This window comes from Bradyrhizobium sp. BRP19, from assembly GCF_020194195.1.
In the GTDB taxonomy this organism is placed as follows: domain Bacteria; phylum Pseudomonadota; class Alphaproteobacteria; order Rhizobiales; family Xanthobacteraceae; genus Bradyrhizobium; species Bradyrhizobium yuanmingense.
On record NZ_JADYVZ010000006.1, the window covers coordinates 121,287 to 142,215 of the forward strand.

Below are 20,929 nucleotides of genomic sequence, written 5' to 3' on the forward strand. Positions count from 1 at the left end.
GCCGGCGACAGGCCGTTACGAAAGTGTCCGAAACGGGGCGGCAATCCCGGGCCAACCGCCACGGGGGGCCTTCAGGAGTGCGCGAAAATGTCCTCTTCCGCCCAGCCCTGGAGGTCCAGCAGGGCGCGGGTCGGCAGGAAGTCGAAACAGGCCTGCGCCAGCTGGCTGCGGCCTTCCCGCACCAGCATGGCGTCCAGTCGCTCGCGCAAGGCATGCAGATGCAGCACGTCGGAGGCGGCGTAGGCGAGCTGCGGCTCGCTCAGGCTGTCGGAACCCCAGTCGCTGGACTGCTGCTGCTTGGAGAGGTCGATGTTGAGCACCTCGCGGACGAGGTCCTTGAGGCCGTGGCGGTCGGTGTAGGTGCGGGTCAGGCGGGACGCAATCTTGGTGCAATAAATCGGCCCGGTCATGACGCCGAAGGTCTGGTACAGCACCGCGACGTCGAACCGCGCGAAGTGGAAGATCTTCGTGACCGCCGGATTGGCGAGCAGCGCCTTCAGGTTCGGCGCGTCGGTGTGGCCCTTGGGGATCTGCACCACGTCGGCGCTGCCGTCGCCGGGAGAGAGCTGCACCACGCAGAGACGGTCGCGGTGCGGGTTCAGCCCCATGGTCTCGGTGTCGATCGCCACCGCTCCGGTGTAGCGGGACAGGTCGGGCAGGTCGCCGCGGTGCAGGCGTACGGTCATGAAAACCTCGGGTCGAATCGGTGCGTCGATATCATAGGCTAGAGCATGATCCGGAAAAGTGTGCAGCGGTTTTCCGAAAAGATCATGCTCAATCAATCACCTAAAGCGCGATGACGATTCATCTTAATCGCATCGCGCTTTAGTCGAATGGATCGCGATGTAGCCAGTCGCAGCAGGTCACGCAAGCGGCCATGACCTTACAGCCGGTCAGATCGCAGCGAGCATGATGCAGATCATCGCCGCGACTGCGGTGCGGCTGGGGCCGTCCCGGAACGCGTACAGGATCGGATCGTCCGGCATCTCGCGGCGATGCGCCATCATCAGCGCACGGCCGAACCAGTACAGCAGCAGCGGCGTGAGCAGCCACAGCATCCAGGGGCGGCTGTAGAGCGGCGTCACCGCCGAGGACGAGACGTAGAGCGAGAACACGGTCACGGCGTTCATGGCGCTTGCCGCCGCCATCGCGGCGATGACGTTAAGGTCGGTGACGCGATAGTCGCGGTTGGAGGGATCGGCGAGGCCCACGCTCTCGCGCATGCTGAGCTCGCTGAAGCGCTTGATCAGGGCGAGCGAGGTGAACACGAACAGCGAGAAGATCAACAGCCATTCCGACAGCACCACGCCGACGCCGACTGCGCCGGCGACGATGCGAAGCGTGTAGAGGCCGGCGAGCGTGACGATGTCGACCAGCATCTTGCGCTTGAGCACGAGCGAATAGGCGATCGTGGTGGCGAGATAGAGGCCGAGCACGCCGAGAAACTGCGGCGAGATGCAGAGGCTGGCGGCAAGCGCGAACAACCACAATGCGGGAATGGCCGACAGCGCCGACGAGATCGGCAAATCGCCGGCTGCGAGCGCGCGGTGGCGCTTGCTCGGATGCTGCCGGTCGGCGGCGAGATCGAGCAGATCGTTCATCAGATAGGCGCCCGAGGCGCAGGCCGAGAACGCCAGGAATGCGAGCAGCGCGTAGCCGAGCGTCGAAAGGTTCAGCTGATGCGCCGTGAGCGCGGGCACGAACACCAGCGTGTTCTTGGCGTATTGATGAACCCGCAGCGCCTTCACCCAGGTGGCGAGGCCGGCTCTGCGGACCTCGCCATTTTCGATGCGCGTGATGGAGGCACAATCGAACGGCACGCGCCCCGCCGCGAGATCGGCGTGCGTGACGACGCCATCGAAGCCGAGATGCGCTGCGATCGCCGCGGCATGAGCGGCGAGCCGATCCGCGACGAGATAGATCTTCTCGCCGCGCGCCCGTGCCGCCAGCGCCCGGTTCATCACATCGGAATCATAGGGCAGATGGGCGTAGTCGATTTCGGCTCGCGCCAGGATCGCCGTGAGCGCCGCCATCCCCGCCCGTCCGCCCGCACCGAAGCGCGCCAGCATGCGGCCGGGGCTGGAGAACAGCGCCTCCATCAGCAGCTCGGAACGCAGCAGCGCGCCTTCGAGGTCGATGACGAGGGTCCGGGCCGCCGACGGCTCGGACAGGCCAGGATCATACTGGGAGGCACGCTGCTCCATCCGAAAACGCTCTGACTTGCCGTGACATGACCGGCATTCGGCCGGGGGAGCAGGAAATTGGACGGCCAACCCTATGGGAACATTCACTAAAGGCGGCTTAATTCACCTGGAGAGATGGGGGCGGCTTCCGCCCGAGGCGCTGTTGCCCGGATCCCACAATCCGGCGCGAGCTTCCTATCCCGGCAGAACTTTTGCTTCGCGCGCCGTGGATATCGTCCCGGCCCACCCTATCTGCCAATTTCCCTCCCCGGGGGTCCCACCCTGGATCAGGTGCCATGACCGAACCAACGCTCGCTGCGCCGATCGACGACCAGCGTCCGCGCGGATTTTCGCGCTACCAGGCGCTCCTCATCGCGCTGCTGGCGCTGACGCAGTTCACGATCATCCTCGATTTCATCATCATGTCGCCGCTCGGCGCTATCCTGATGCCCGCGCTCGGCATCACGGCGGGGCAGTTCGGCGTTGCCGTATCGGCCTACGCGTTCAGTGCGGGACTATCGGGCATCCTCGCCGCCGGCTTTGCCGATCGTTTCGATCGCAAGCGCCTCCTGCTGTTCTTCTATGTCGGCTTCACGCTCGGCACGCTGCTGTGCGCGGTGGCGCCGAACTACCATGTGCTGCTGATCGGCCGGATCGTGACCGGATTGTTCGGCGGCGTGATCGGCGCGGTCGTGCTCGCCATCATCACCGACCTGTTCTCGTTGCAGATGCGCGGCCGCGTGATGGGAATCATCCAGACGGCGTTCGCCGCCAGCCAGGTGCTCGGCATTCCCGCCGGCCTGTTTCTCGCCAATTACTGGAGCTGGCATGTCTGCTTCATCGCCATCGTGGTGCTGTCGATCGTGACGATCGCCATCATCGCCTTTGCCATGGAGCCGGTCGACGCGCATCTGAAGCTGAAGCAGGACAGAAACCCGTTCCGCCATCTGGTCGCGACGGTCGGTGAGCCGCGCTACACGCTCGCCTTCGCCGTCACGACGCTGCTGGCGACCGGCGGCTACATGCTGATGCCGTTCTCCAGCGCCTACACCGTGCACAATCTCGGCATTGACATCACGCATCTGCCAACGATCTATCTCGTCTCCGGCCTGTTCAGCATCGTCACGGGACCGCTGGTCGGCCGCGCCAGCGACGCGTTCGGCAAATATCCGACCTTCGTGTTCGGCTGCGCCATGACCGTCCTCATGGTGCTGATCTACACCCATCTCGGCCACGTCTCGCTCGCGACCGCAATCATCGTCAACGTGCTGATGTTCGTCGGCATCTTCTCGCGCATGATCCCCTCGCAGGCGCTGATGTCGGCGATCCCGGAGCCCGGCCAGCGCGGCTCGTTCAGCGCGGTCAGCGCCTCGCTCCAGCAACTCTCCGGTGGGCTCGGCTCGGTGCTCGCCAGCGCGATCATCGCGCAAGGCGCGGACGGCGCGCTGCTCCATTTCGACCGGATCGGCTACGTCGTCGTGACCACGACGATCATCACGCTGGTGATGATGTACTTCGTGCAGAAGGCGGTGGCGGAGCGGACGGGGAAGCGGGTGGTGTGAGGGGCACGAGAAGACCGATCTAGCGCCACAGGACCCACGCGCGGCGACGCGGCGATTGCCGCCTGCCATCCCTACCGATCTGAGATCGCTCTATTCGGATCCGGAACCCAAAATGGGGCCCTGGAAGGTTTGGATCGCCATCACCGAAAGAGCCTGTATTTGCAGGTCGTTTTCAGCCGTCCCTCGAGCGATCACGACGCCCTGCAATTCCCAATAGCGTCGGAAACCGCCGTGCGAATTCGTTTTCCGCGCGATGGAAGTCACCTGCTTTGTGGTGGACACAGTGCCACACGTCACGCAGCGACGTTCTTCGCTAGTTTTATCCGATCGGTCCTCGCGACTCGACAAGAAACAACAAGACCAAGGGCGGGAAATGAGAAAGCTGACACGACGAACATTCGTGATGGGTTCGGCCGTCGCGTTGTGCGCGCCGGCTGTAAGGACCGAGGCGCAATCCGCGTGGCCGTCCAAATCGATCAGGATCATCGTGCCCTATCCACCGGGCGGCCAGACCGACGGCATCGCGCGCGCGTTCGGCGACTTCCTGGCGCGGCAGGTGGGCAAGCCGGTCATCGTCGAGAACAAGGGCGGCGCCGGCGGCGTCATCGGCGTGGCAGAAGCGAAACGCGCCGATCCGGACGGCACCACCATCCTGTGCACGATCTCGTCGTCGCTGATCCAGAACCGCGTCACGGTAAGAGACCTGCCCTACGATCCCGAAAAGGATTTTACCTATCTGACGATGGTCATCGGCGCTGGCGGTCCGGTCGTGGCGGCGAAGAAGACCGGTGCGACCAACCTGCGCGAGTTCATCGAATACTGCAAGAAAGTCGGCAGCGTGAACTGGGGATCCTACGGCGTGGGCTCGACGCCGCACGTCCTGATCGAGACGATCGCCAAGCAATACGGCATAAAGGTTCAGGTCATCCAGTATCGCGGCGAGGCGCCGATGTGGAATGACGTCGCCGGACAGACGCTTGATGGCGCCGCCGGGAGCTATGCCGCAGCCGCGCCCGTCATCCAGGCCGGCACCGGCAACCTGATCGGCGTGGTCGGCACCCGTCTGCCGCCCTATCCGGACACGCCGACCATGACCGAGCAAGGCGCCGTCGGCGACTTCTACAATCTGCGTCCCTTCACCACGTTTGCGGTCCCGTCCGGCACGCCGCGGGATATCGTCGATCGCCTCTCGCCGCTGCTGATCCAAGCCGGAACCGATCCGAAAGTTCAGCAGATGCTGAACAACTTCATCCTGTCATCGCCGGCCGATTTCGAAACGACGAATCGGATCTTCAAGCGCGACAGCGACGTGATGCTCCGCATCCTGGGCGATCTCGGCGTCAAGCCGTCGGATTAGCCGCGTCGCGGCCTAGCAGCCGAGCCCGCTTTGCTCGTCGTGGCTCTCCGTATTCGGCGCCCAGCCGACATCGAGCGGATCATGGCGACACTCCGGGCGTCTGCCGGCGTGTCAAATGCACGGTCGTCGTTGCGGAGCCGCCCAGATGGTTTCCAGATATGACGTGCAGAAGGCGGTGGCGGAGCGGACCGGGAAGAAGGTGGTGTGAGGAACGGCTCCTGCTCCACATTCGGGTGAACCCACGCCGGGCCTCCGGTGACCAAGGTTGCATCGATGCCCCGAACGGAGATCTCCCGTGAAATTCAAGCTTGCCGCCGCGATTCTCGCCGCAGGCCTCCCGCTGGCATCGATGGCTTTCGCCCAAGACACCGCCCAGAGCACCGCGCCAGCCGACCTTGCCGTGATCGATGCCTGCCTGAAGAAGGTGGAGAAAACCGGCGGTTTCGGCAGCGCCTGCGTCGGGCTCGTCGCCGACCCCTGCATCAAGGCGGCAGAGGGCGCGAATGACGATGTCGCCAGATGGAAGGCCTGCGCGGCGCGCGAACTCGCCGTCTGGACGCAGAAAACCAGTGAGGCGCTGAAGAAGGTTCAGGCCGGCGGGTTCGCCGACGCGATCAAGGCCGTCAATGACTCGCAGAAAGTTTTCGCCGCCTCGCGTGATCGCCTCTGCGCGGTCTTCGACAACGTCGACCCCGGCATGTACCGGGGCGGCGCGAGCTACTGCCGCCTGCGCGAGACCGCGAACCGCTCGCTGAGCCTCATCAAGCTGGGCGCTGCGGTCAACGAGCACTGAGGCTTCCTAGGGGGGCTCGGGTCACCGGCCTTGCCGGCACCTTCCGACGTGGCGACGACGGCCATTCGGCGCCATGAGCGCCGTGCTTCGGTGTCGCGGACCGGTCAGCAGCTCGATGTCCTGCGGATGAGCGATTTCAATCGCTTGAGCAGGGGATGGTGCCCAGGAAAGGACTCGAACCTTCACGGCCGTTAAGCCACTGGCACCTGAAGCCAGCGCGTCTACCAATTCCACCACCTGGGCATGCCGTTTGGGGCACGGAGGCGGTTACTACGGTTCGGTGACGCCGTTGTCAATTCATGCGTGAGGCCGGGGTCGGGATGCCGATTGCGCATCGCAAACCGGCCCGATACAAGCCTGACAAGACGCACTCTTTTCCGCAGGAATGGCTCCCATGGCATCGAATCTGGACACGCTGGTCACGGTTTTCGGCGGATCTGGGTTTTTGGGCCGCAGCGTCGTCCGCGCCCTGTGCAAGCGGGATTACCGGGTTCGGGTTGCGGTGCGGCGGCCGGAACTCGCCGGATACCTGCAGCCGCTCGGCCGGGTCGGGCAGATTCACACCGTGCAGGCGAATCTGCGCTATCCGGCCTCGGTCGAGGCGGCGCTTCGTGATTCGCATGTCGTGATCAATCTGGTCGGCGTGCTCACCGAGAGCGGCGGGCAGACGTTTGACGCCGTCCAGGCCAGGGGCGCCGAGACCGTCGCCAAGGCGGCGGCCGCCGCAGGTAGCGCGCTGGTGCATGTCTCGGCGATCGGGGCCGATGCGCAGTCGCCCTCACGCTATGCCAGGGCCAAGGCGGCCGGCGAAGCCGCGGTCCTGGCCGCGGTTCCCTCCGCCACGATCTTCCGCCCGTCCGTGATGTTCGGCCCCGAGGACCAGTTCACCAACCGCTTTGCCGCGCTGGCACGGATGTCGCCGGTGCTGCCCCTGATCGGCGGCGAGACCAAGATGCAGCCGGTCTATGTCGGCGACGTCGCCAGCGCGATCGCGGATGCGGCCGACGGCAAGGCCAAGGCGGGCGCCACTTACGAGCTCGGCGGGCCGGAAGTGCTGACCATGCGCGAGATCATCGAGGCGATCCTCGAAATCACCGACCGCAAGCGCATGCTGGTGCCGCTGACATTCGGCCTCGCCCGCTTCCAGGCCAACTTCCTGCAATTCGCGCCGGGCGCGTTCAAGCTGACGCCGGACCAGGTCACGCTGCTCGAGCGCGACAATATCGTGTCGGACGCGGCGAAGGCGGCCGGGCTGACGCTGGAAGGCCTCGGCATCCAGGCCGACTCGCTGGAAGCGATCGCCCCGCAATATCTCTGGCGCTTCCGCCCGCAGGGCCAGTTCCAGCGCATGAGCGTGTGAGGGATCTTCTTTACCTCGCCCCGCTTGCGGGGAGAGGTCGGATTGCGCAGCAATCCGGGTGAGGGGTACAGGTCTCTCGAAGACCGCTCGTGCGGAGAGAGACCCCTCACCCCAACCCTCTCCCCGTAAGAACGGGGCGAGGGGGTGCACTGTCGCTGGAGCGAAGACTGGCCTGTTACACGACTTTCAAAACTTCAGCTTCTTGAACACCGCTTCCGGCAGCGTCTTGATGATCAGCATCACGAGACGCCATCTGCCGCTGACATAGACGATGTCGGTCTTGCTCTCGACGGCGCGAAGGATCGCAGCGCCGACGACGGGGGCTTCGACGGTGAGCGGGCCGATCAGCTTCATGCCTTCGGTCATCCTGGTGCGGACGAAGCCGGGCTTGACCGTGACGACGTGGACGCCGCCACGGCTGGCGCGGGCGCGCAGGCCGGACAAGAAGGCGGAGAAGCCGGCCTTGGCCGAGCCATAGACATAGTTGGAGGCGCGGCCGCGATCGCCGGCGACCGAGGACACGCCGACCAGCGTGCCGCTGCCGCGGCCCAAGAACTTCTCCGCGAACAGGCCGAGGATCAGGGCCGGACCTTCGTAGTTGGAGCGCATGATCGCGGTGGCCTGGGCGAGATCGCTCTCGGCCTGTTGCTGCACACCAAGCAGGCCGACGATCGAGATGACGACATCGGGCAGCGCGGGCAGGCCGCCGACGAAGCCCTCGAATGAGGCGGTGTCGAGCACGTCGAATGTGTGAACACCGACCTCGACATCGTAGCGCGCGCGAAGATCGGCGGCGTCAGGCTCCAGCGCGCCGACGTCGCGGCCGGCGAGCCCCACATCGTATCCCGCTTTGGCAAAGGCGCGCGCCGTGGCGCGGCCGATGTCGGATGAGCCGCCCAGCACCAGTACAGACTTGCGCGACGTCACGGCCTAGACCTCATCGAACAGACGTTGTGAAAGCTTGGAGCGGATGTTGCCGGCAGGGTCGAGCGCTTTGCGGATCGCGTTGAAGCGCGGCAGGGCGGGATAGCCGGCTTCGAGCGTCTCGCGCGACTGGCGCGCATCCTTGGCAAGATAGAGCCGGCCACCGGCCGCGACAACGAGACGGTCGATCTCGTCGAGAAAATTCAGGATGTCGCCGCGCACAGGGAAATCCAGCGCCAGCGTGTAGCCGGGCAGCGGAAACGACAGGATGCCCTCGCCCTCGCCGAGCTTCTTCAGCACCGCGAGGAAGGAGGCATCGCCGCGCCGCGCGACGCGACCCAGAATCTCGCCGACCACGTCCCGCGCGCCGTTCTCCGGGATCACGCATTGATGCTGCAGAAAGCCGCGCTTGCCGTAGATGCGATTCCAGTCGGCAATGCTGTCGAGCGGAAAGAAATAGGGATAGAGCGAGACCACATGGCTGCCGCCGGCGCGGCGCGCGCCCATGCGATAATACAGCTCGTTGAAAACGCGGATGCTGAAGCGGTTCAGCGTCATCGAGGGCAAATCGATGGGCACGCCAAGACCGGGATGCTTGCCGGCGGGAAACGCCGCGGCGCCGGCAGGAAGCTCGTCCTTGCCGGCGTGCTCGCCGAGATAGATCAGCGAGCGGCCGAGATCCTTGCCGCGGGCGGCGCAATCGATCCAGGCCACCGAATAAGTTGCGGCATCGCCTGCATCGAGCGCGCGCATCGCGGCATCGAGATCGGATGCCGAGATCACGCGCTCGCGGATCCATCCCGTTTCGACCTTGCGCAGCCGCAAGGTCGCTTCGAGGATGACCCCGGTCAGGCCCATGCCGCCGATTGTCGCAAAGAATGCGTCGGAGTTCTGCTCGCGCGAGGCTTCGATCAATTCGCCCTCGCCCGTGCGCAGCAGGATGCTGTCGACATAGCGGCCGAAGCCGCCTTCGCAATGGTGATTCTTGCCGTGCACGTCGGCGGCGATGGCGCCGCCGATCGACACGAAACGCGTGCCGGGCAGTACGAAGGGCAGGAAGCCGCGCGGGCCGAAGGTCTCGATCAGGTCCGAGAGCAGCACGCCGGCCTCGAGGCGGATTCGGCCGGTCGCCGGATCGAACCACCTGATGCGGTCGAAGCCCGTCATCGTCAACGTCGTGACGGTCCCGATCGCGGCATCGCCATAGGCACGGCCATTGCCGCGCGCCACGGTGCCGGACACGATGGCGTCGGCTACCGACGCGAACGCGCGCGGACGCAGCATCTCGGTATCGACGACCGGGAAGCGCCCCCAGCCGCTGACGAGGGTCATGGCTCAGCTCCTGCGCCGGCGCGCCGCCCGGCATTGCGAAACTGAGTACCGATCAAAAGCTTATATTGCGTTGAAAGCGTAGCCCGGATGGAGCGCAGCGTATTCCGGGATCGTGCCCCAAGTGACGACGGACCGGGATGCGCTGCGCTCCATCCGGGCTACGGACCAAGGGCCTACCGTCCCAGCGCCAGCGCGATCAGGCCGAGGGTGCCGACGATGACGCGCCACCAGGCGAACAGCAGGAAACCGTGCCGGGTGACATAGGTCAAAAACGTCTTCACCACGATGATCGCGGTGATGAACGACACCACGAAGCCGATCGCGACGATGTTGATGTGGTCCATCGTCATCTCGGCGCGGCTCTTGTAGAAGTCGTAGGCGAACGCGCCGATCATGGTGGGGATCGCCAGAAAGAACGAGAATTCCGCCGCCGCGCGCTTGTCGGCTCCGAGCAACATCGCGGCGACGATGCTGGCGCCGGAGCGCGACACGCCCGGGATCATGGCCACGCACTGCGCGATGCCGATATAGAGATACATCAAGAGCGGAAATCTGGTGGCATCATACTCGCGCGGCTTGAGCTCGAGCTTGTCGACCCAGAGCAGGACGGCGCCGCCGACGATCAGTGTGAAGCAGATGACCCACGGATTGAACAGCAGGAGCTTGATGTACTTACCGGCGACGAGGCCGACGATGACAGCGGGCAGGAATGCGACCAGCACGCCGATCACGAAGCGGCGAGCATAGGCATCGCCCGTGAACAGGCCGATCACGACGTCCCACAGCTTGCGGAAGTACAGCCCCACGATCGCGAGAATCGCGCCCAGCTGGATCAGAACCGTAAACGAATCCCAGAACGCGCCTTCGCCGAGATGAAAGAAGCGCTCGGCGATCAGGAGGTGGCCGGTCGAGGATACGGGAAGGAACTCGGTCACGCCCTCGATGATGCCGAGGATCACTGCCCGTATAGCGTCTGACATATTTACGGTCCATTTCGGCTGGAAAAGCGGGGCTCTTCTCGCCTATTCGACCCCATGCCGCAATCGCAAAATGCCAAATCACGCCCTTGCTTCGAGGTTTTGAAGGACTAGTGTGGCGCCGCACAAACATTGATGGATTCTTAAGCACCATCACATAGTCAAAGGCTTCATGTTTACGCTGTTTCATCATCCGTTCTGTCCGCATTCGCGCTTCATTCGCCTGATCGCGGGTGAATACGGGCTCGACCTGAAGCTGATCGAGGAGCGCAGCTGGGAGCGGCGCGAGGCGTTTCTGCTGCTCAATGCGGCCGGCACCACGCCCGTGCTGGTGGACGACGAGCAGCCGCCGATTCCGGGCGCGGCCATCATCGCCGAATATGTCGATGAGGCCTATGGGGCCGGGATGGGCCCCAAGCGCCTGATGCCGGAGACGCTTGCCGAGCGTGTCGAGGTGCGCCGGCTGATGGCCTGGTTCAACGAAAAGTTCTTTGAGGAAGTCTCGCATCCACTCGTCACCGAGCGCATCTACAAGCGCTTCATGAGCGAGGAGAACGGCGGCGGGCCGCCTTCGGCCGACGTGATGCGCGCAGCGAAGGCCAATGTGCGCTATCATCTGGCCTATATCGGCTGGCTGGCGCAGACCCGCAACTTCCTCGCCGGCGACCGGCTCACCTACGCGGATCTCGCCGCCGCGGCGCACCTTTCGGCGATCGACTATCTGGGCGACGTGCCATGGAGCGAGGACGACGCAGCAAAGGCGTGGTACGCGCGGGTGAAATCCCGCCCGTCGTTCCGTCCGCTCCTCAGCGAATGGCTGGCCGGCGTGCCGGCGTCGCGGACCTATGTGGACCTGGATTTCTGAGCTGCGACCCGACTGAACTGAAGGCGGCGCTGGCGCGCGAAGCGCACGCGCTCGGCTTCGACTGCATCGGCGTCACCGCGCCGGGCTCGATCGATGCAGCCGGACAACACTTCCTCGAATTCATCGCCTCGGGCGGCCATGGCGACATGGATTGGCTTGCGAACCAGCCGGAGCGCCGCGTCGACCCGCGCGGGCTGTGGGCCGATGTGCGCAGCGTGATCATGCTCGGCGTCAATTACGGTCCCGACTCCGATCCGCTCGCGATCCTGAAGCAGCGCGCGCGCGCGGCGATCTCGGTCTATGCGCAAGGCGACGACTATCACGACCTCATCAAGAAGCGGCTGAAGGCGCTGGCGCGCTGGCTGGTCGCGACCGCGTCGAGCGAGGTGAAGGTGTTCGTCGACACCGCGGCAGTGATGGAGAAGCCGCTGGCGCAGGCCGCGCATCTGGGCTGGCAGGGCAAGCACACCAATCTCGTCTCGCGCGAGTTCGGCTCGTGGCTGTTTCTCGGCGCGATCTACACCACGCTGGAGCTGCCGCGCGACGAACCCGAGATCGATCATTGCGGCTCGTGCCGAGCCTGCCTCGACATCTGCCCGACCGCGGCGTTTCCAGCGCCCTACAAGCTAGATGCGCGGCGCTGCATCTCGTATCTGACCATCGAGAACAAGGGCCCGATCCCGCACGAGTTTCGCAAGAGCATCGGCAACCGCATCTATGGCTGCGATGATTGCCTTGCCGCCTGCCCCTGGAACAAGTTTGCGCAAGAGGGGCGTGAGGCAAAACTCGCCGCGCGCGACGAGTTGCGCGCGCCCTCGCTCGCTGAGCTGGCACGGCTGGACGACGCGGCATTCCGTGCGCTGTTCACGAAATCGCCGGTGAAGCGCATCGGCCGCGACCGGTTCGTGCGCAATGTGCTGATTGCGATCGGCAACTCAGGCGAGGTGGCGCTGGCTGAGGCGGCGCGGCGATTGTTGGATGACGCAAGTCCGCTGGTGCGCGGCGCGGCGGTGTGGGCGCTGGGCCAGTTGCTGGCGCGCGAAGAGTTTGAGGCGATGAAGGGTGCTGCGATCAGTAACGAGCACGACGAGAGTGTGCGCAAGGAGTGGCGCGCCGCTTCCTAGCTCACCGTAGTCATTCCCCGCGAAGGCGGGGAATCCAGTACGCCGCGGCCTATCGATTCAATCACAACTGCCGCGGAGTACTGGATCGCCCGGTCAAGCCGGGCGATGACACTCGTGTTGTGGCTGGCACATGCTCTCACCACCCTTGATTTCCCCATCCATTCCCGCAATCTCGCGCGCATGACAAACATGCCTTTCTTCACCCGCGACGGTGATACATTCCATCCGACGGAAGCCGCCAACGGTCCATGGGATCCGAAATCGCTGCACGGGCGCGTCGTCGTCGGCCTGCTCGGCTTCGTCATCGAGGAGCGCCATTCCGGGCCGGAATTCGTACCGGCGCGGCTCACGGTCGACATGTTCCGACTGCCGACCATCGACAAGCCGATCGAGGTGACGACGCGGCTGGTGCGCGACGGCATGCGCATCCGCGTGGTGGAAGCGGAGTTCGCCTCCGGCGGGGTCAGCATGGCGCGCGCCTCGTGCCAGTTGCTGCGCAAGACGCAAAATCCCGATGGCAATGTCTGGTCGCCGCCGAACTGGGACGCACCGAAGCCGGCCGAGATCCCCAAGCCGACCGATCCCAGGCTCGGCATGAACGGCAAATGGGCGACACGCCCGATCGTCGGCCATATGGGCTCGCTCGGCCCGCGCAGATTGTGGATGAGCGAGGTGCGTGAGCTCGTCGCGGGCACCCCGATGACGCCGTTCGTCCGCGTCGCCACCGGCGCCGATTTTGCGAGCCCGTTTGCCAATGCCGGCGACCAGGGGCTCGGCTACATCAACAGCGATGTCACGATCTATCTGCACCGCCTGCCGGCGACGGAGTGGATCGGCTTCGAGGTGGTGAACCACCACGCCACCGACGGTGTCGCGATCGGCGAATGCTGGCTCTATGACGAACAGGGTCCGATCGGCACCGCGACGGTGGCCGCGCTGGCGCAGCGCAAGCCGATGGTGAATCCGTCGAAGCGGTAGGAGCGCGCGCCTCTCTCCGGTCGTCATTCCGGGATGCGCCGTCAGGCGCAGACCCGGAATCCATCGGGCCGCAGGCCAAGAGTTGAAATGGATTCCGGGTTCGCGCTTCGCGCGCCCCGGAATGACGACCTAGTCCAAATGCCGCTGCATCTCCGGCCGCGCCTTCAGCTCGGCACCCTGCTTGGCGACGATCTTCGCGATCCGCTCCGGGGCGAAGTTCAAATCGACGAACGCCGGCGCGGTGTTGGCGACCTCGTGATAGCAGGCGATCCTGCCGCCCTTCAGCCTCATGATCGCAACGCCCTCGAACATCGCCCGCGCGCCGTTCGCTTCCGGCAGGGTTGATCTATAGCTGAAGGTGTAGCGCGCATAGAGCGTGGTGCCGTCGGTGACGGGATCATGCATGTCCCAGCGGAAATCGGTCGCGGTGCGGTAGAACCAGTCGTCGATCATCGCGGCGATCTTCGCGCGGCCGGCGAAGGCGCCGTAGAAGACGTCGTGATAGACGCCGTCCTCGGTGAACAGCTGGGCGAAGGCTTCGCCGTTGCGCTGCTCGACGGCATCGCAGAAGGCGCGCAGCATGGCGGTGGTGGTCATTGGTGTTGCCTCCCAGTTGTTATGCCTCTCCCCTTGCGGGAGAGGGCAGCTCCGCTCGTTGACGCGCATTTCGTTCGGGTGAGGGGTTGCTTCCGCGAGTCCAACTCTCATTCGGGCTCGTGGAGAGAACCCCTCATCCGACTTCGCTTCGCGAAGCCACCTTCTCCCGCAAGGGGAGAAGGAAGAGGACACATCACCCGATCTCAGCCACCGCCGCAAGAAGGCGCGCGATGTCCTGCGGGCGTGACAGGCGGTGATCGCCGTCCTGGATCATGGTCAGCACGACGTCGTCGGCCGGCAGGCGATGAGTCAGCGCAAACGCGTGCTGCCAGGGCACATCAGGGTCCTTCGCGCCTTGCAGGATGCGGACGGGGCAGCCGAGATCGATGGCGCTGCCCAGCACGAGGTGGTTGCGTCCCTCCTCGATCAGGTTCCGCGTGATCGGATAGGGCGAGCCGTCGCCATATTCCGACGGGCGCAGCCAGAAACCCTTGGTCTCGATTTCCTTCTTCACTGCGGGCGAAAAATTCTTCCACATCAGCTCTTCGGTGAAATCGGGCGCCGGCGCGATCAGCACGAGCCCTGCAAGCGACGCTTTGCCGGCACGCTTCCTGATCTCGCGGGCGAGCAGCAGCGCCATCCAGCCGCCCATCGACGAGCCGATCAGGATTTGCGGGCCGTCGCAGAAGCGTTCGAACACCGCAACGCTATCCTCGAGCCAGCTGCCGATCGTCCCAATGGCGAAATCGCCGCTGGATTCGCCGTGGCCGGAATAGTCGAAGCGGACGATTGCGCGGCCGCGCTCGTGGGCCCAGGCATCCAGCGCCACGGCCTTGCCGCCCTGCATGTCCGACTTGAATCCGCCCAGCCAGACCAGGCCGGGGCCTTTTCCGGGACGGCGGCGCACCGCGATCCTGCGTGCGGACGGCCCCTCGCCCACATCGATGAATTCAAGCGCGGCATCGGGAATTGCGTCGGTCATGGAACGTTTACTCTGGCTGTGCGGTTTGAGCTGTCCGGACCTGTTCCGAAAGCACGACCGGCATCGCTATTGGTCCTTTGGGACGCTTGCGGAACAGAGGCAAGGTGTCTATGTCGGTCAGCGTGCCGAGGGCCGTGACCAAAATGCCTCGCATTTGAGGGTTTTTCGCGCCTCGCACCAGCGACTTGCTTGCCGGCAAACGCATCTTCCTTCAAAATAGCCGCTTCTTTCACAACTTTGGAGAACCACCCATTCGCCGTCCTAATAAAGCTCCGCCCGCTGCCAGCAAAGACGGGCCGCGCATCAATGATGATATCCGCAATGCGCAAATCCAGCTGATCGACCAGACCGGTGACAACAAGGGCACGGTCGAGACCGTCGTCGCCATCCGCATGGCGCAGGAAGTCGGGATGGATCTGGTCGAGATTTCGCCGAATACCAGCCCTCCCGTCTGCAAGATCATGGACTACGGGAAGTACAAGTATTCCGCTCAGAAGAAAGCCGCGGAAGCCCGCAAACGGCAGAAGACCGTCGAGATCAAGGAGATCAAGCTCCGTCCGATGATCGACGACCACGATTACGACGTGAAGATGCGCGCGATGCAGCGCTTCTTCGAAGAGGGCGACAAGGTCAAGATCACGCTGCGCTATCGCGGCCGCGAAATGGCGCACCAGGAGATCGGCACCAAGTTGCTCGACAAGATCAAGACCGACGTCGCCGAGCTCGCCAAGGTCGAGCAGGACGCGCGGTTCGAAGGTCGCCAGGTCGTAATGGTGCTGGCGCCGCGCTGACGCGCAACGCTTTAGGACCTCGAGAATTCAACGGCCCGTCCGGATCCCCGGCGGGCCGTTTTGTGTGTCAGGTCCTCGTCGCCTGCCAGGTTCCGCTGCACTGGTCGCCGGAGATAATTCCCTTCCACGACCCGGCGCCGTTCACGCCGGCGAGCCGGCCGCCGCCACTGGCGTGGGAGGCGCCGACCGAGACCTGCACGGCGACAGCGCCGGAACGGTTGACCCGGCCCGAGACCCGGCCGCCGCCGGCGGAGGAGACGCGGGTGCCGGTCACGGTGAAGGGAACGCTGTAGCCCGAGCTGCAATTGCCGCGGGTGGTGGCGAAGGTGACGTTCCAGATGCCGTCATAGCCGCCGGCGCGGGCGTCAGCCGCCTGTGGCAGCGCAGCCGCGGCGAGCACGGCGAACAGCGTCAGAGGGCGCGGGCGGGCGAATGAAATCAGAAGTTGCGGGAAATGAGCCATTTTGGACCTGCTTCAGGCGAGAAGGCTTGGACATGAGGGGTGGCAGCGTTCAATAGTCGGCGGGCAGGTTGCGGCGGTTCATCGTTGCCAATTGGCCTCTCCTCTGTCATAAGCCCAGCCTTCACCGCCCGGCTGATTTACGGGCTGCCGTGGCGGTGTCTCGTGCGGGTTTCGCGCCTGTTCGCAAAACTTGAGCACAATCAACGCTCTAACGAGCATTTTTGACGGTCCAGCCGCCTTCGCGGGCGGATCTCTGTGGCCATTAGGAGAGCCAAATGCCCAAGCTGAAGACCAAATCGGGCGCTAAAAAGCGCTTCAAGGTGACTGCCACCGGCAAAGTGATGCACGCCCAGCGCGGCAAGCGTCACGGCATGATCAAGCGGACGAAGAAGCAGATCCGTCAGCTCCGCGGCACCCGCGTGCTGTTCAAGACCGACGGCGACAACGTCAAGAAGTACTTCTTGCCGAACGCCTGATCGGGTCCACGATCATTGCCACCTCTGCCGCGCATCCCGCGGCGATCCGATAACCAAAGTCATCTCTGAAGGATTTCGTCATGTCTCGCGTCAAACGCGGTGTGACCGCCCACGCCAAGCACAAGAAAGTCTACAAGGCCGCCAAGGGCTTCTATGGCCGCCGCAAGAACACCATCCGCGCCGCCAAGCCGGCCGTGGAGAAGGCCCAGCAATACGCCTTCCGCGACCGCAAGCGTCGCAAGCGCACCTTCCGCGCGCTCTGGATCCAGCGCCTCAACGCCGCGGTCCGTCCGTTCGGCCTGACCTACAGCCGATTTATCGACGGCCTTGCCAAGTCGGGCATCACCGTGGACCGCAAGGTGCTGTCGGATCTCGCGATCCGCGAGCCCGCCGCGTTCCAAGCGATCGCCGAGAAGGCCAAAGCCGCGCTGGCGGCGTAAGCCGCCCCACTGCGCGACTTGCGCAGCGTTCAGCTTGTGATGGCCCGGGCAGAGGCGCGTGTCGCGCGTTCATCGCCCCGGCGGTCATCTCTCGCGCATACACTTCTCCGACGTGGATGCCCGGCGAATCTAACGCGAAGATGCGCTTCGCGCTTTTGGCCGGGCGTGACGGGCTAGGATCATCGGCTCAGCATCCTGGCCAAAAGGGATTGCCATGACCGATCTTGCCCAGCTCCAAGCCCAGATCATCGCCGACATCGCCGCCGCTGCCGACGAGGCCGCGCTCGAGGCCGTGCGTGTTGCAGCCCTCGGCAAGAAGGGCTCGATCTCGGCGCTGCTCGCCACGCTCGGCAAGATGTCGCCGGACGAGCGCAAGACGCAAGGCGCGGCGATCAACCAGGCCAAGGACGAAGTCAGCCAGGCGCTCGCGGTACGGCGCGATGTGCTGAAGTCGGCGGCGCTCGATGCGCGGCTGGCGTCCGAGACCGTCGACGTGACCCTGCCGCTGCGCGATGCGCCGGCTGAGGCCGGCCGCATCCATCCGCTGAGCCAGGTCTGGGACGAGCTCACCACCATCTTCGCCGACATGGGATTCTCGGTGGCCGAAGGCCCCGACATCGAGACCGACGATTACAACTTCACCAAGCTGAATTTCCCGGAAGGCCATCCGGCGCGCGAAATGCACGACACGTTCTTCTTCCATCCGAAGCAGGACGGCTCGCGCATGCTGCTGCGGACCCACACCTCGCCGGTGCAGGTGCGCACCATGCTGAGCCAGAAGCCGCCGATCCGCGTGATCTGCCCGGGCCGCACCTATCGCATCGATTCGGACGCGACCCACACGCCGCAATTCCACCAGGTCGAGGGCCTCGTCATCGACAAGAGCTCGCATCTCGGCCATCTCAAATGGATCCTGCACGAGTTCTGCAAGGCGTTCTTCGAGGTCGACCACATCAACATGCGCTTCCGGCCCTCGTTCTTCCCGTTCACCGAGCCTTCGCTCGAAGTCGACATCCAGTGCCGCCGCGACAAGGGCGAGATCCGCTTCGGCGAGGGCGAGGATTGGCTCGAGATTCTCGGCTGCGGCATGGTGCATCCGAACGTGCTGCGCGCCTGCGGCATCGATCCCGACGAGTACCAGGGCTTCGCCTGGGGCATGGGCATCGACCGCATCGCCATGCTGAAATACGGCATCGCCGATTTGCGCCAGCTGTTCGACAGCGACGTCCGCTGGCTGAGCCACTATGGCTTCAAGCCGCTCGAAGTGCCAACGCTTGCCGGAGGGCTGAGCTCGTGAAATTCACCCTCTCCTGGCTGAAGGATCATCTCGACACTGACGAGCCGCTGGAAAAGCTCGCCGACAAGCTCACCATGATCGGGCTCGAGGTCGAGAACATCGAGGACAAGGCGAAGGCGCTGAAGCCGTTCACCATTGCGAAGGTGATCTCGGCCGAGCAGCATCCGAATGCGGATCGCCTGCGCGTCTGCATGGTCGACACCGGCGACGGTGGTGCGCCGGTGCAGGTGGTGTGCGGCGCGCCGAATGCGCGCGCCGGGCTCGTCAGCGTGTTCTCGCCGCCCGGCACCTACATTCCCGGCAAGGATATCACGCTCGGTGTCGGCACCATCCGCGGCGTCGAGAGCCGCGGCATGCTGTGCTCGGCGGCCGAGCTGCAGATCTCCAATGATCATGACGGCATCATGGAATTGCCGGCGGACGCGCCCATTGGTGCGGCCTATGCCGAATGGGCCGGCCTCGGGGATCCCGTCATCGAGATCAATCTGACGCCGAACCGGCAGGACTGCACCGGCGTGCACGGCATCGCGCGCGATCTCGCCGCCGCCGACATGGGCAAGTTCAAGGATCCCACCATCAAGCCGGTCAAGGGCGAATTCCCCTGTCCCGTGAAGGTGACGGTCGAGGATGCCACGCTGTGCCCGGGCTTTGCGCTCCGTCTCGTGCGCGGCGTCAAGAACGGGCCGTCGCCGGAATGGCTGCAGAAGCGGCTGACCGCGATCGGGCTGCGTCCGATCAACGCGCTGGTCGACATCACCAACTTCATGACCTACGACCGCGCGCGCCCGCTGCACGTGTTCGACGCCAAGAAGGTGAAGGGCAATCTCGTCGTGCGCCGCGCGCGCGAGGGCGAGAGCCTGCTGGCGCTCGACGGCCGCACCTACAATCTCGATCCCGCCATTTGCGTGATCGCGGACGAGCACGGCGTCGAATCGCTCGCCGGCATCATGGGCGGCGAAGCGTCGGGCTGCGACGAGAACACGACCGATGTGCTGATCGAATCGGCGCTGTGGAACGAGATCAACATCGCCCAGACCGGCCGCAAGCTCGGCATCAATTCGGACGCGCGCTACCGCTTCGAACGCGGCGTCGATCCGGCCTTCATGGTGCCCGGCATCGAGCTCGCGACCAAGCTGGTGATGGAGATGTGCGGCGGCACGCCGTCCGAAACGATCGTGGTCGGCAGATCATTCGCCGACGACCACATGATCGACTTCCCGGTCACGGAAGTGAAGCGCCTCTCCGGCATCGAGGTGCCGCAGGTCGAGATGAAGCGCATCCTGACCCATCTCGGCTTCATGATGGCGGGTCCCGGCCCGGTGGTAAAGGTCGCAGTGCCCTCGTGGCGCTCCGACGTGCACGGCAAGGCCGACATCGTCGAGGAGATCGTCCGCATCTTCGGCGTCGACAAGGTGCCGATGACGCCGTTCGAGCGCGGCGACGAGCCGCGCAAGCCGGTGCTGACGCCGCTGCAGCTGCGCAACCGCCGCGCGCGGCGCGCGCTCGCGAGCCGCGGCATGGTCGAAGCCGTGACCTGGTCGTTCATCGCCAAGCCTGCGGCCGAATTGTTCGGCGGCGGACAGCGCGAGCTCGAGGTTGCCAACCCGATCGCCTCGGATCTCTCCGACATGCGCCCGACCCTGCTGGCCGGCCTGATCGCGGCGGCGCAGGCCAATGCCGATCGCGGCTTCGGCGATGTCGCGCTGTTCGAGGTCGGCCAGGTGTTCAAGGGCGATCGCCCGCAGGACCAGTTCATGGCGGCGAGTGGCGTGCGCCGCGGCCTTGCTTCGTCCGAAGGGCTCGGCCGGCACTGGACCGGCTCGGCGCAGGCCGACGTGTTCGACGCCAAGGCCGATGCGCTGGCGGTGCTGGCGGCCGCCGGCGCGCCGATGCAGGCGCTGCAGATCGTGGCGGGTGGTCCCGGCTGGCTGCATCCGGGCCGCTCCGGTACGATCCAGATCGGACCGCAGAACGGGCTCGGATATTTCGGCGAAGTGCACCCCAGGGCGCTCGAGGCGCTCGGCGCCGACGGGCCGCTGATCGTGTTCGAGGTGATCCTCGACCGCATCCCCGAGGCGAAGAAGAAGCCGACGCGCGCAAAACCCTTGATCGAGCTCTCGGCGTTCCAGCCGGTTACGCGCGACTTCGCTTTCATTGTCGACCGCAGCGCGAAGGCCGGCGACATCGTGCGTGCCGCACAAGGCGTCGACAAGAAGCTGATCACCGGCGTCAATGTCTTCGATATCTACGAAGGCAAGGGCATCGATGACGGCAAGAAGTCGATCGCGATCGCGGTCACGCTTCAGCCGCGCGAGAAAACCCTGACCGATCAGGAGATCGAGGCCGTCGCAACGAAGATCGTGGCCGAGGTCACGAAGAAGACCGGCGGCGTCTTGCGAGCATGACGCCGAAAAGTGTGAAGCGGTTT

Annotated in this window: 21 protein-coding genes and 1 tRNA gene; 12 read left to right on the top strand and 10 right to left on the bottom strand. The window is 64.9% G+C overall.

Going from position 1 to position 20,929, the window contains the following annotated elements:
• Window positions 1–71 precede the first annotated feature (71 nt).
• Both I6F36_RS20490 and I6F36_RS20495 read right to left on the bottom strand, forming a co-directional pair.
• Window positions 72–686 carry a ribonuclease D gene (locus tag I6F36_RS20490; RefSeq protein WP_225113827.1) on the bottom strand — a complete coding sequence of 205 codons (615 nt, stop codon included), beginning with the start codon at window positions 684–686 and terminating at the stop codon, window positions 72–74.
• 207 nt (window positions 687–893) lie between these two features.
• Window positions 894–2,204, bottom strand: coding sequence for a UbiA family prenyltransferase (locus I6F36_RS20495; protein WP_225172031.1), 1,311 nt, complete (start codon window positions 2,202–2,204; stop codon window positions 894–896).
• 275 nt (window positions 2,205–2,479) lie between these two features.
• On the opposite strand from I6F36_RS20495, the gene I6F36_RS20500 reads away from it, so the two are divergent.
• Window positions 2,480–3,745, top strand: coding sequence for an MFS transporter (locus I6F36_RS20500; RefSeq protein WP_036024395.1), 1,266 nt, complete (start codon window positions 2,480–2,482; stop codon window positions 3,743–3,745).
• 90 nt (window positions 3,746–3,835) lie between these two features.
• Here the strand turns inward: I6F36_RS20500 and I6F36_RS20505 are convergent, their stop codons facing one another.
• Window positions 3,836–4,231, bottom strand: a complete 396-nt coding sequence (locus I6F36_RS20505) for a hypothetical protein (protein ID WP_225172032.1) — start codon at window positions 4,229–4,231, stop codon at window positions 3,836–3,838.
• A gap of 1 nt (window position 4,232) precedes the next feature.
• Here I6F36_RS20505 and I6F36_RS20510 point away from each other — a divergent pair, with 1 nt between their 5' ends.
• The gene (locus I6F36_RS20510; protein WP_225172033.1) at window positions 4,233–5,102 is read left to right on the top strand and encodes a tripartite tricarboxylate transporter substrate binding protein; all 870 of its coding nucleotides are present in this window, start codon (window positions 4,233–4,235) and stop codon (window positions 5,100–5,102) included.
• Between the two features lie 295 nt (window positions 5,103–5,397).
• Window positions 5,398–5,895, top strand: a complete 498-nt coding sequence (locus I6F36_RS20515) for a lysozyme inhibitor LprI family protein (protein ID WP_057030568.1) — start codon at window positions 5,398–5,400, stop codon at window positions 5,893–5,895.
• A gap of 156 nt (window positions 5,896–6,051) precedes the next feature.
• On the opposite strand, the gene I6F36_RS20520 is transcribed toward I6F36_RS20515, so the two are convergent.
• Window positions 6,052–6,138 (bottom strand) — tRNA-Leu (locus I6F36_RS20520).
• Between the two features lie 151 nt (window positions 6,139–6,289).
• On the opposite strand from I6F36_RS20520, the gene I6F36_RS20525 reads away from it, so the two are divergent.
• On the top strand, window positions 6,290–7,255 hold the full coding sequence (locus I6F36_RS20525; RefSeq protein WP_225144138.1) for a complex I NDUFA9 subunit family protein: 966 nt from the start codon (window positions 6,290–6,292) through the stop codon (window positions 7,253–7,255).
• Between the two features lie 186 nt (window positions 7,256–7,441).
• On the opposite strand, the gene I6F36_RS20530 is transcribed toward I6F36_RS20525, so the two are convergent.
• From I6F36_RS20530 to I6F36_RS20540, 3 genes are all read right to left on the bottom strand, one after another.
• Entirely contained in the window at window positions 7,442–8,182 is a 741-nt protein-coding gene (locus I6F36_RS20530) for an SDR family oxidoreductase (RefSeq protein ID WP_036003361.1), read from the bottom strand.
• Between the two features lie 3 nt (window positions 8,183–8,185).
• Window positions 8,186–9,511 carry an FAD-binding oxidoreductase gene (locus I6F36_RS20535; RefSeq protein ID WP_225172034.1) on the bottom strand — a complete coding sequence of 442 codons (1,326 nt, stop codon included), beginning with the start codon at window positions 9,509–9,511 and terminating at the stop codon, window positions 8,186–8,188.
• A gap of 173 nt (window positions 9,512–9,684) precedes the next feature.
• On the bottom strand, window positions 9,685–10,491 hold the full coding sequence (locus I6F36_RS20540) for an undecaprenyl-diphosphate phosphatase (protein WP_036003355.1): 807 nt from the start codon (window positions 10,489–10,491) through the stop codon (window positions 9,685–9,687).
• A gap of 169 nt (window positions 10,492–10,660) precedes the next feature.
• On the opposite strand from I6F36_RS20540, the gene I6F36_RS20545 reads away from it, so the two are divergent.
• From I6F36_RS20545 to I6F36_RS20555, 3 genes are all read left to right on the top strand, one after another.
• Window positions 10,661–11,353, top strand: a complete 693-nt coding sequence (locus tag I6F36_RS20545; protein WP_036024387.1) for a glutathione S-transferase family protein — start codon at window positions 10,661–10,663, stop codon at window positions 11,351–11,353.
• Window positions 11,302–12,477 (top strand): tRNA epoxyqueuosine(34) reductase QueG, encoded by a 1,176-nt coding sequence (gene queG / locus I6F36_RS20550; RefSeq protein WP_225153089.1) that lies wholly within the window; start codon window positions 11,302–11,304, stop codon window positions 12,475–12,477. The genes I6F36_RS20545 and queG overlap by 52 nt, the downstream gene beginning before the upstream one ends.
• Window positions 12,478–12,657: 180 nt before the next feature.
• On the top strand, window positions 12,658–13,455 hold the full coding sequence (locus I6F36_RS20555) for an acyl-CoA thioesterase domain-containing protein (protein ID WP_225172035.1): 798 nt from the start codon (window positions 12,658–12,660) through the stop codon (window positions 13,453–13,455).
• Window positions 13,456–13,584: 129 nt separating this feature from the next.
• On the opposite strand, the gene I6F36_RS20560 is transcribed toward I6F36_RS20555, so the two are convergent.
• Both I6F36_RS20560 and I6F36_RS20565 read right to left on the bottom strand, forming a co-directional pair.
• A complete protein-coding gene (locus tag I6F36_RS20560) occupies window positions 13,585–14,052 on the bottom strand; it encodes a nuclear transport factor 2 family protein (protein ID WP_225172036.1) in 468 nt (155 codons plus the stop codon).
• A 193-nt stretch (window positions 14,053–14,245) separates the two neighbouring features.
• Window positions 14,246–15,034 (bottom strand): carboxylesterase, encoded by a 789-nt coding sequence (locus I6F36_RS20565; RefSeq protein WP_225172037.1) that lies wholly within the window; start codon window positions 15,032–15,034, stop codon window positions 14,246–14,248.
• A gap of 251 nt (window positions 15,035–15,285) precedes the next feature.
• On the opposite strand from I6F36_RS20565, the gene infC reads away from it, so the two are divergent.
• Window positions 15,286–15,825 (top strand): translation initiation factor IF-3, encoded by a 540-nt coding sequence (gene infC / locus I6F36_RS20570; RefSeq protein ID WP_074447655.1) that lies wholly within the window; start codon window positions 15,286–15,288, stop codon window positions 15,823–15,825.
• 67 nt (window positions 15,826–15,892) lie between these two features.
• Here infC and I6F36_RS20575 read toward each other — a convergent pair whose 3' ends face one another.
• Entirely contained in the window at window positions 15,893–16,288 is a 396-nt protein-coding gene (locus I6F36_RS20575) for a hypothetical protein (RefSeq protein WP_225172038.1), read from the bottom strand.
• A gap of 275 nt (window positions 16,289–16,563) precedes the next feature.
• On the opposite strand from I6F36_RS20575, the gene rpmI reads away from it, so the two are divergent.
• From rpmI to pheT, 4 genes are all read left to right on the top strand, one after another.
• Window positions 16,564–16,764, top strand: coding sequence for a 50S ribosomal protein L35 (rpmI, locus tag I6F36_RS20580; protein WP_008539890.1), 201 nt, complete (start codon window positions 16,564–16,566; stop codon window positions 16,762–16,764).
• Between the two features lie 80 nt (window positions 16,765–16,844).
• On the top strand, window positions 16,845–17,204 hold the full coding sequence (gene rplT, locus I6F36_RS20585) for a 50S ribosomal protein L20 (protein ID WP_027550107.1): 360 nt from the start codon (window positions 16,845–16,847) through the stop codon (window positions 17,202–17,204).
• A 214-nt stretch (window positions 17,205–17,418) separates the two neighbouring features.
• The gene (gene pheS / locus I6F36_RS20590) at window positions 17,419–18,501 is read left to right on the top strand and encodes a phenylalanine--tRNA ligase subunit alpha (RefSeq protein ID WP_225172039.1); all 1,083 of its coding nucleotides are present in this window, start codon (window positions 17,419–17,421) and stop codon (window positions 18,499–18,501) included.
• Window positions 18,498–20,906, top strand: coding sequence for a phenylalanine--tRNA ligase subunit beta (gene pheT, locus I6F36_RS20595; protein ID WP_225172040.1), 2,409 nt, complete (start codon window positions 18,498–18,500; stop codon window positions 20,904–20,906). Before pheS ends, pheT begins: the two co-directional genes overlap by 4 nt.
• The last annotated feature ends 23 nt before the right edge of the window (window positions 20,907–20,929 follow it).

Coding starts and splice junctions, on each gene's coding strand:
- I6F36_RS20490 (WP_225113827.1), bottom strand. CDS start 686: ATGACCGTACGCCTGCACCGCGGCGACCTGCCCGACCTGTCCCGCTAC.
- I6F36_RS20495 (WP_225172031.1), bottom strand. CDS start 2,204: ATGGAGCAGCGTGCCTCCCAGTATGATCCTGGCCTGTCCGAGCCGTCG.
- I6F36_RS20500 (WP_036024395.1), top strand. CDS start 2,480: ATGACCGAACCAACGCTCGCTGCGCCGATCGACGACCAGCGTCCGCGC.
- I6F36_RS20505 (WP_225172032.1), bottom strand. CDS start 4,231: ATGATCCTGATCGATTTGGACGGCCACGCGGATTGCGCCTCGGTCCTT.
- I6F36_RS20525 (WP_225144138.1), top strand. CDS start 6,290: ATGGCATCGAATCTGGACACGCTGGTCACGGTTTTCGGCGGATCTGGG.
- I6F36_RS20535 (WP_225172034.1), bottom strand. CDS start 9,511: ATGACCCTCGTCAGCGGCTGGGGGCGCTTCCCGGTCGTCGATACCGAG.
- I6F36_RS20540 (WP_036003355.1), bottom strand. CDS start 10,491: ATGTCAGACGCTATACGGGCAGTGATCCTCGGCATCATCGAGGGCGTG.
- I6F36_RS20545 (WP_036024387.1), top strand. CDS start 10,661: ATGTTTACGCTGTTTCATCATCCGTTCTGTCCGCATTCGCGCTTCATT.
- queG (WP_225153089.1), top strand. CDS start 11,302: ATGGCTGGCCGGCGTGCCGGCGTCGCGGACCTATGTGGACCTGGATTT.
- I6F36_RS20555 (WP_225172035.1), top strand. CDS start 12,658: ATGACAAACATGCCTTTCTTCACCCGCGACGGTGATACATTCCATCCG.
- I6F36_RS20560 (WP_225172036.1), bottom strand. CDS start 14,052: ATGACCACCACCGCCATGCTGCGCGCCTTCTGCGATGCCGTCGAGCAG.
- I6F36_RS20565 (WP_225172037.1), bottom strand. CDS start 15,034: ATGACCGACGCAATTCCCGATGCCGCGCTTGAATTCATCGATGTGGGC.
- I6F36_RS20575 (WP_225172038.1), bottom strand. CDS start 16,288: ATGGCTCATTTCCCGCAACTTCTGATTTCATTCGCCCGCCCGCGCCCT.
- rpmI (WP_008539890.1), top strand. CDS start 16,564: ATGCCCAAGCTGAAGACCAAATCGGGCGCTAAAAAGCGCTTCAAGGTG.
- rplT (WP_027550107.1), top strand. CDS start 16,845: ATGTCTCGCGTCAAACGCGGTGTGACCGCCCACGCCAAGCACAAGAAA.
- pheS (WP_225172039.1), top strand. CDS start 17,419: ATGACCGATCTTGCCCAGCTCCAAGCCCAGATCATCGCCGACATCGCC.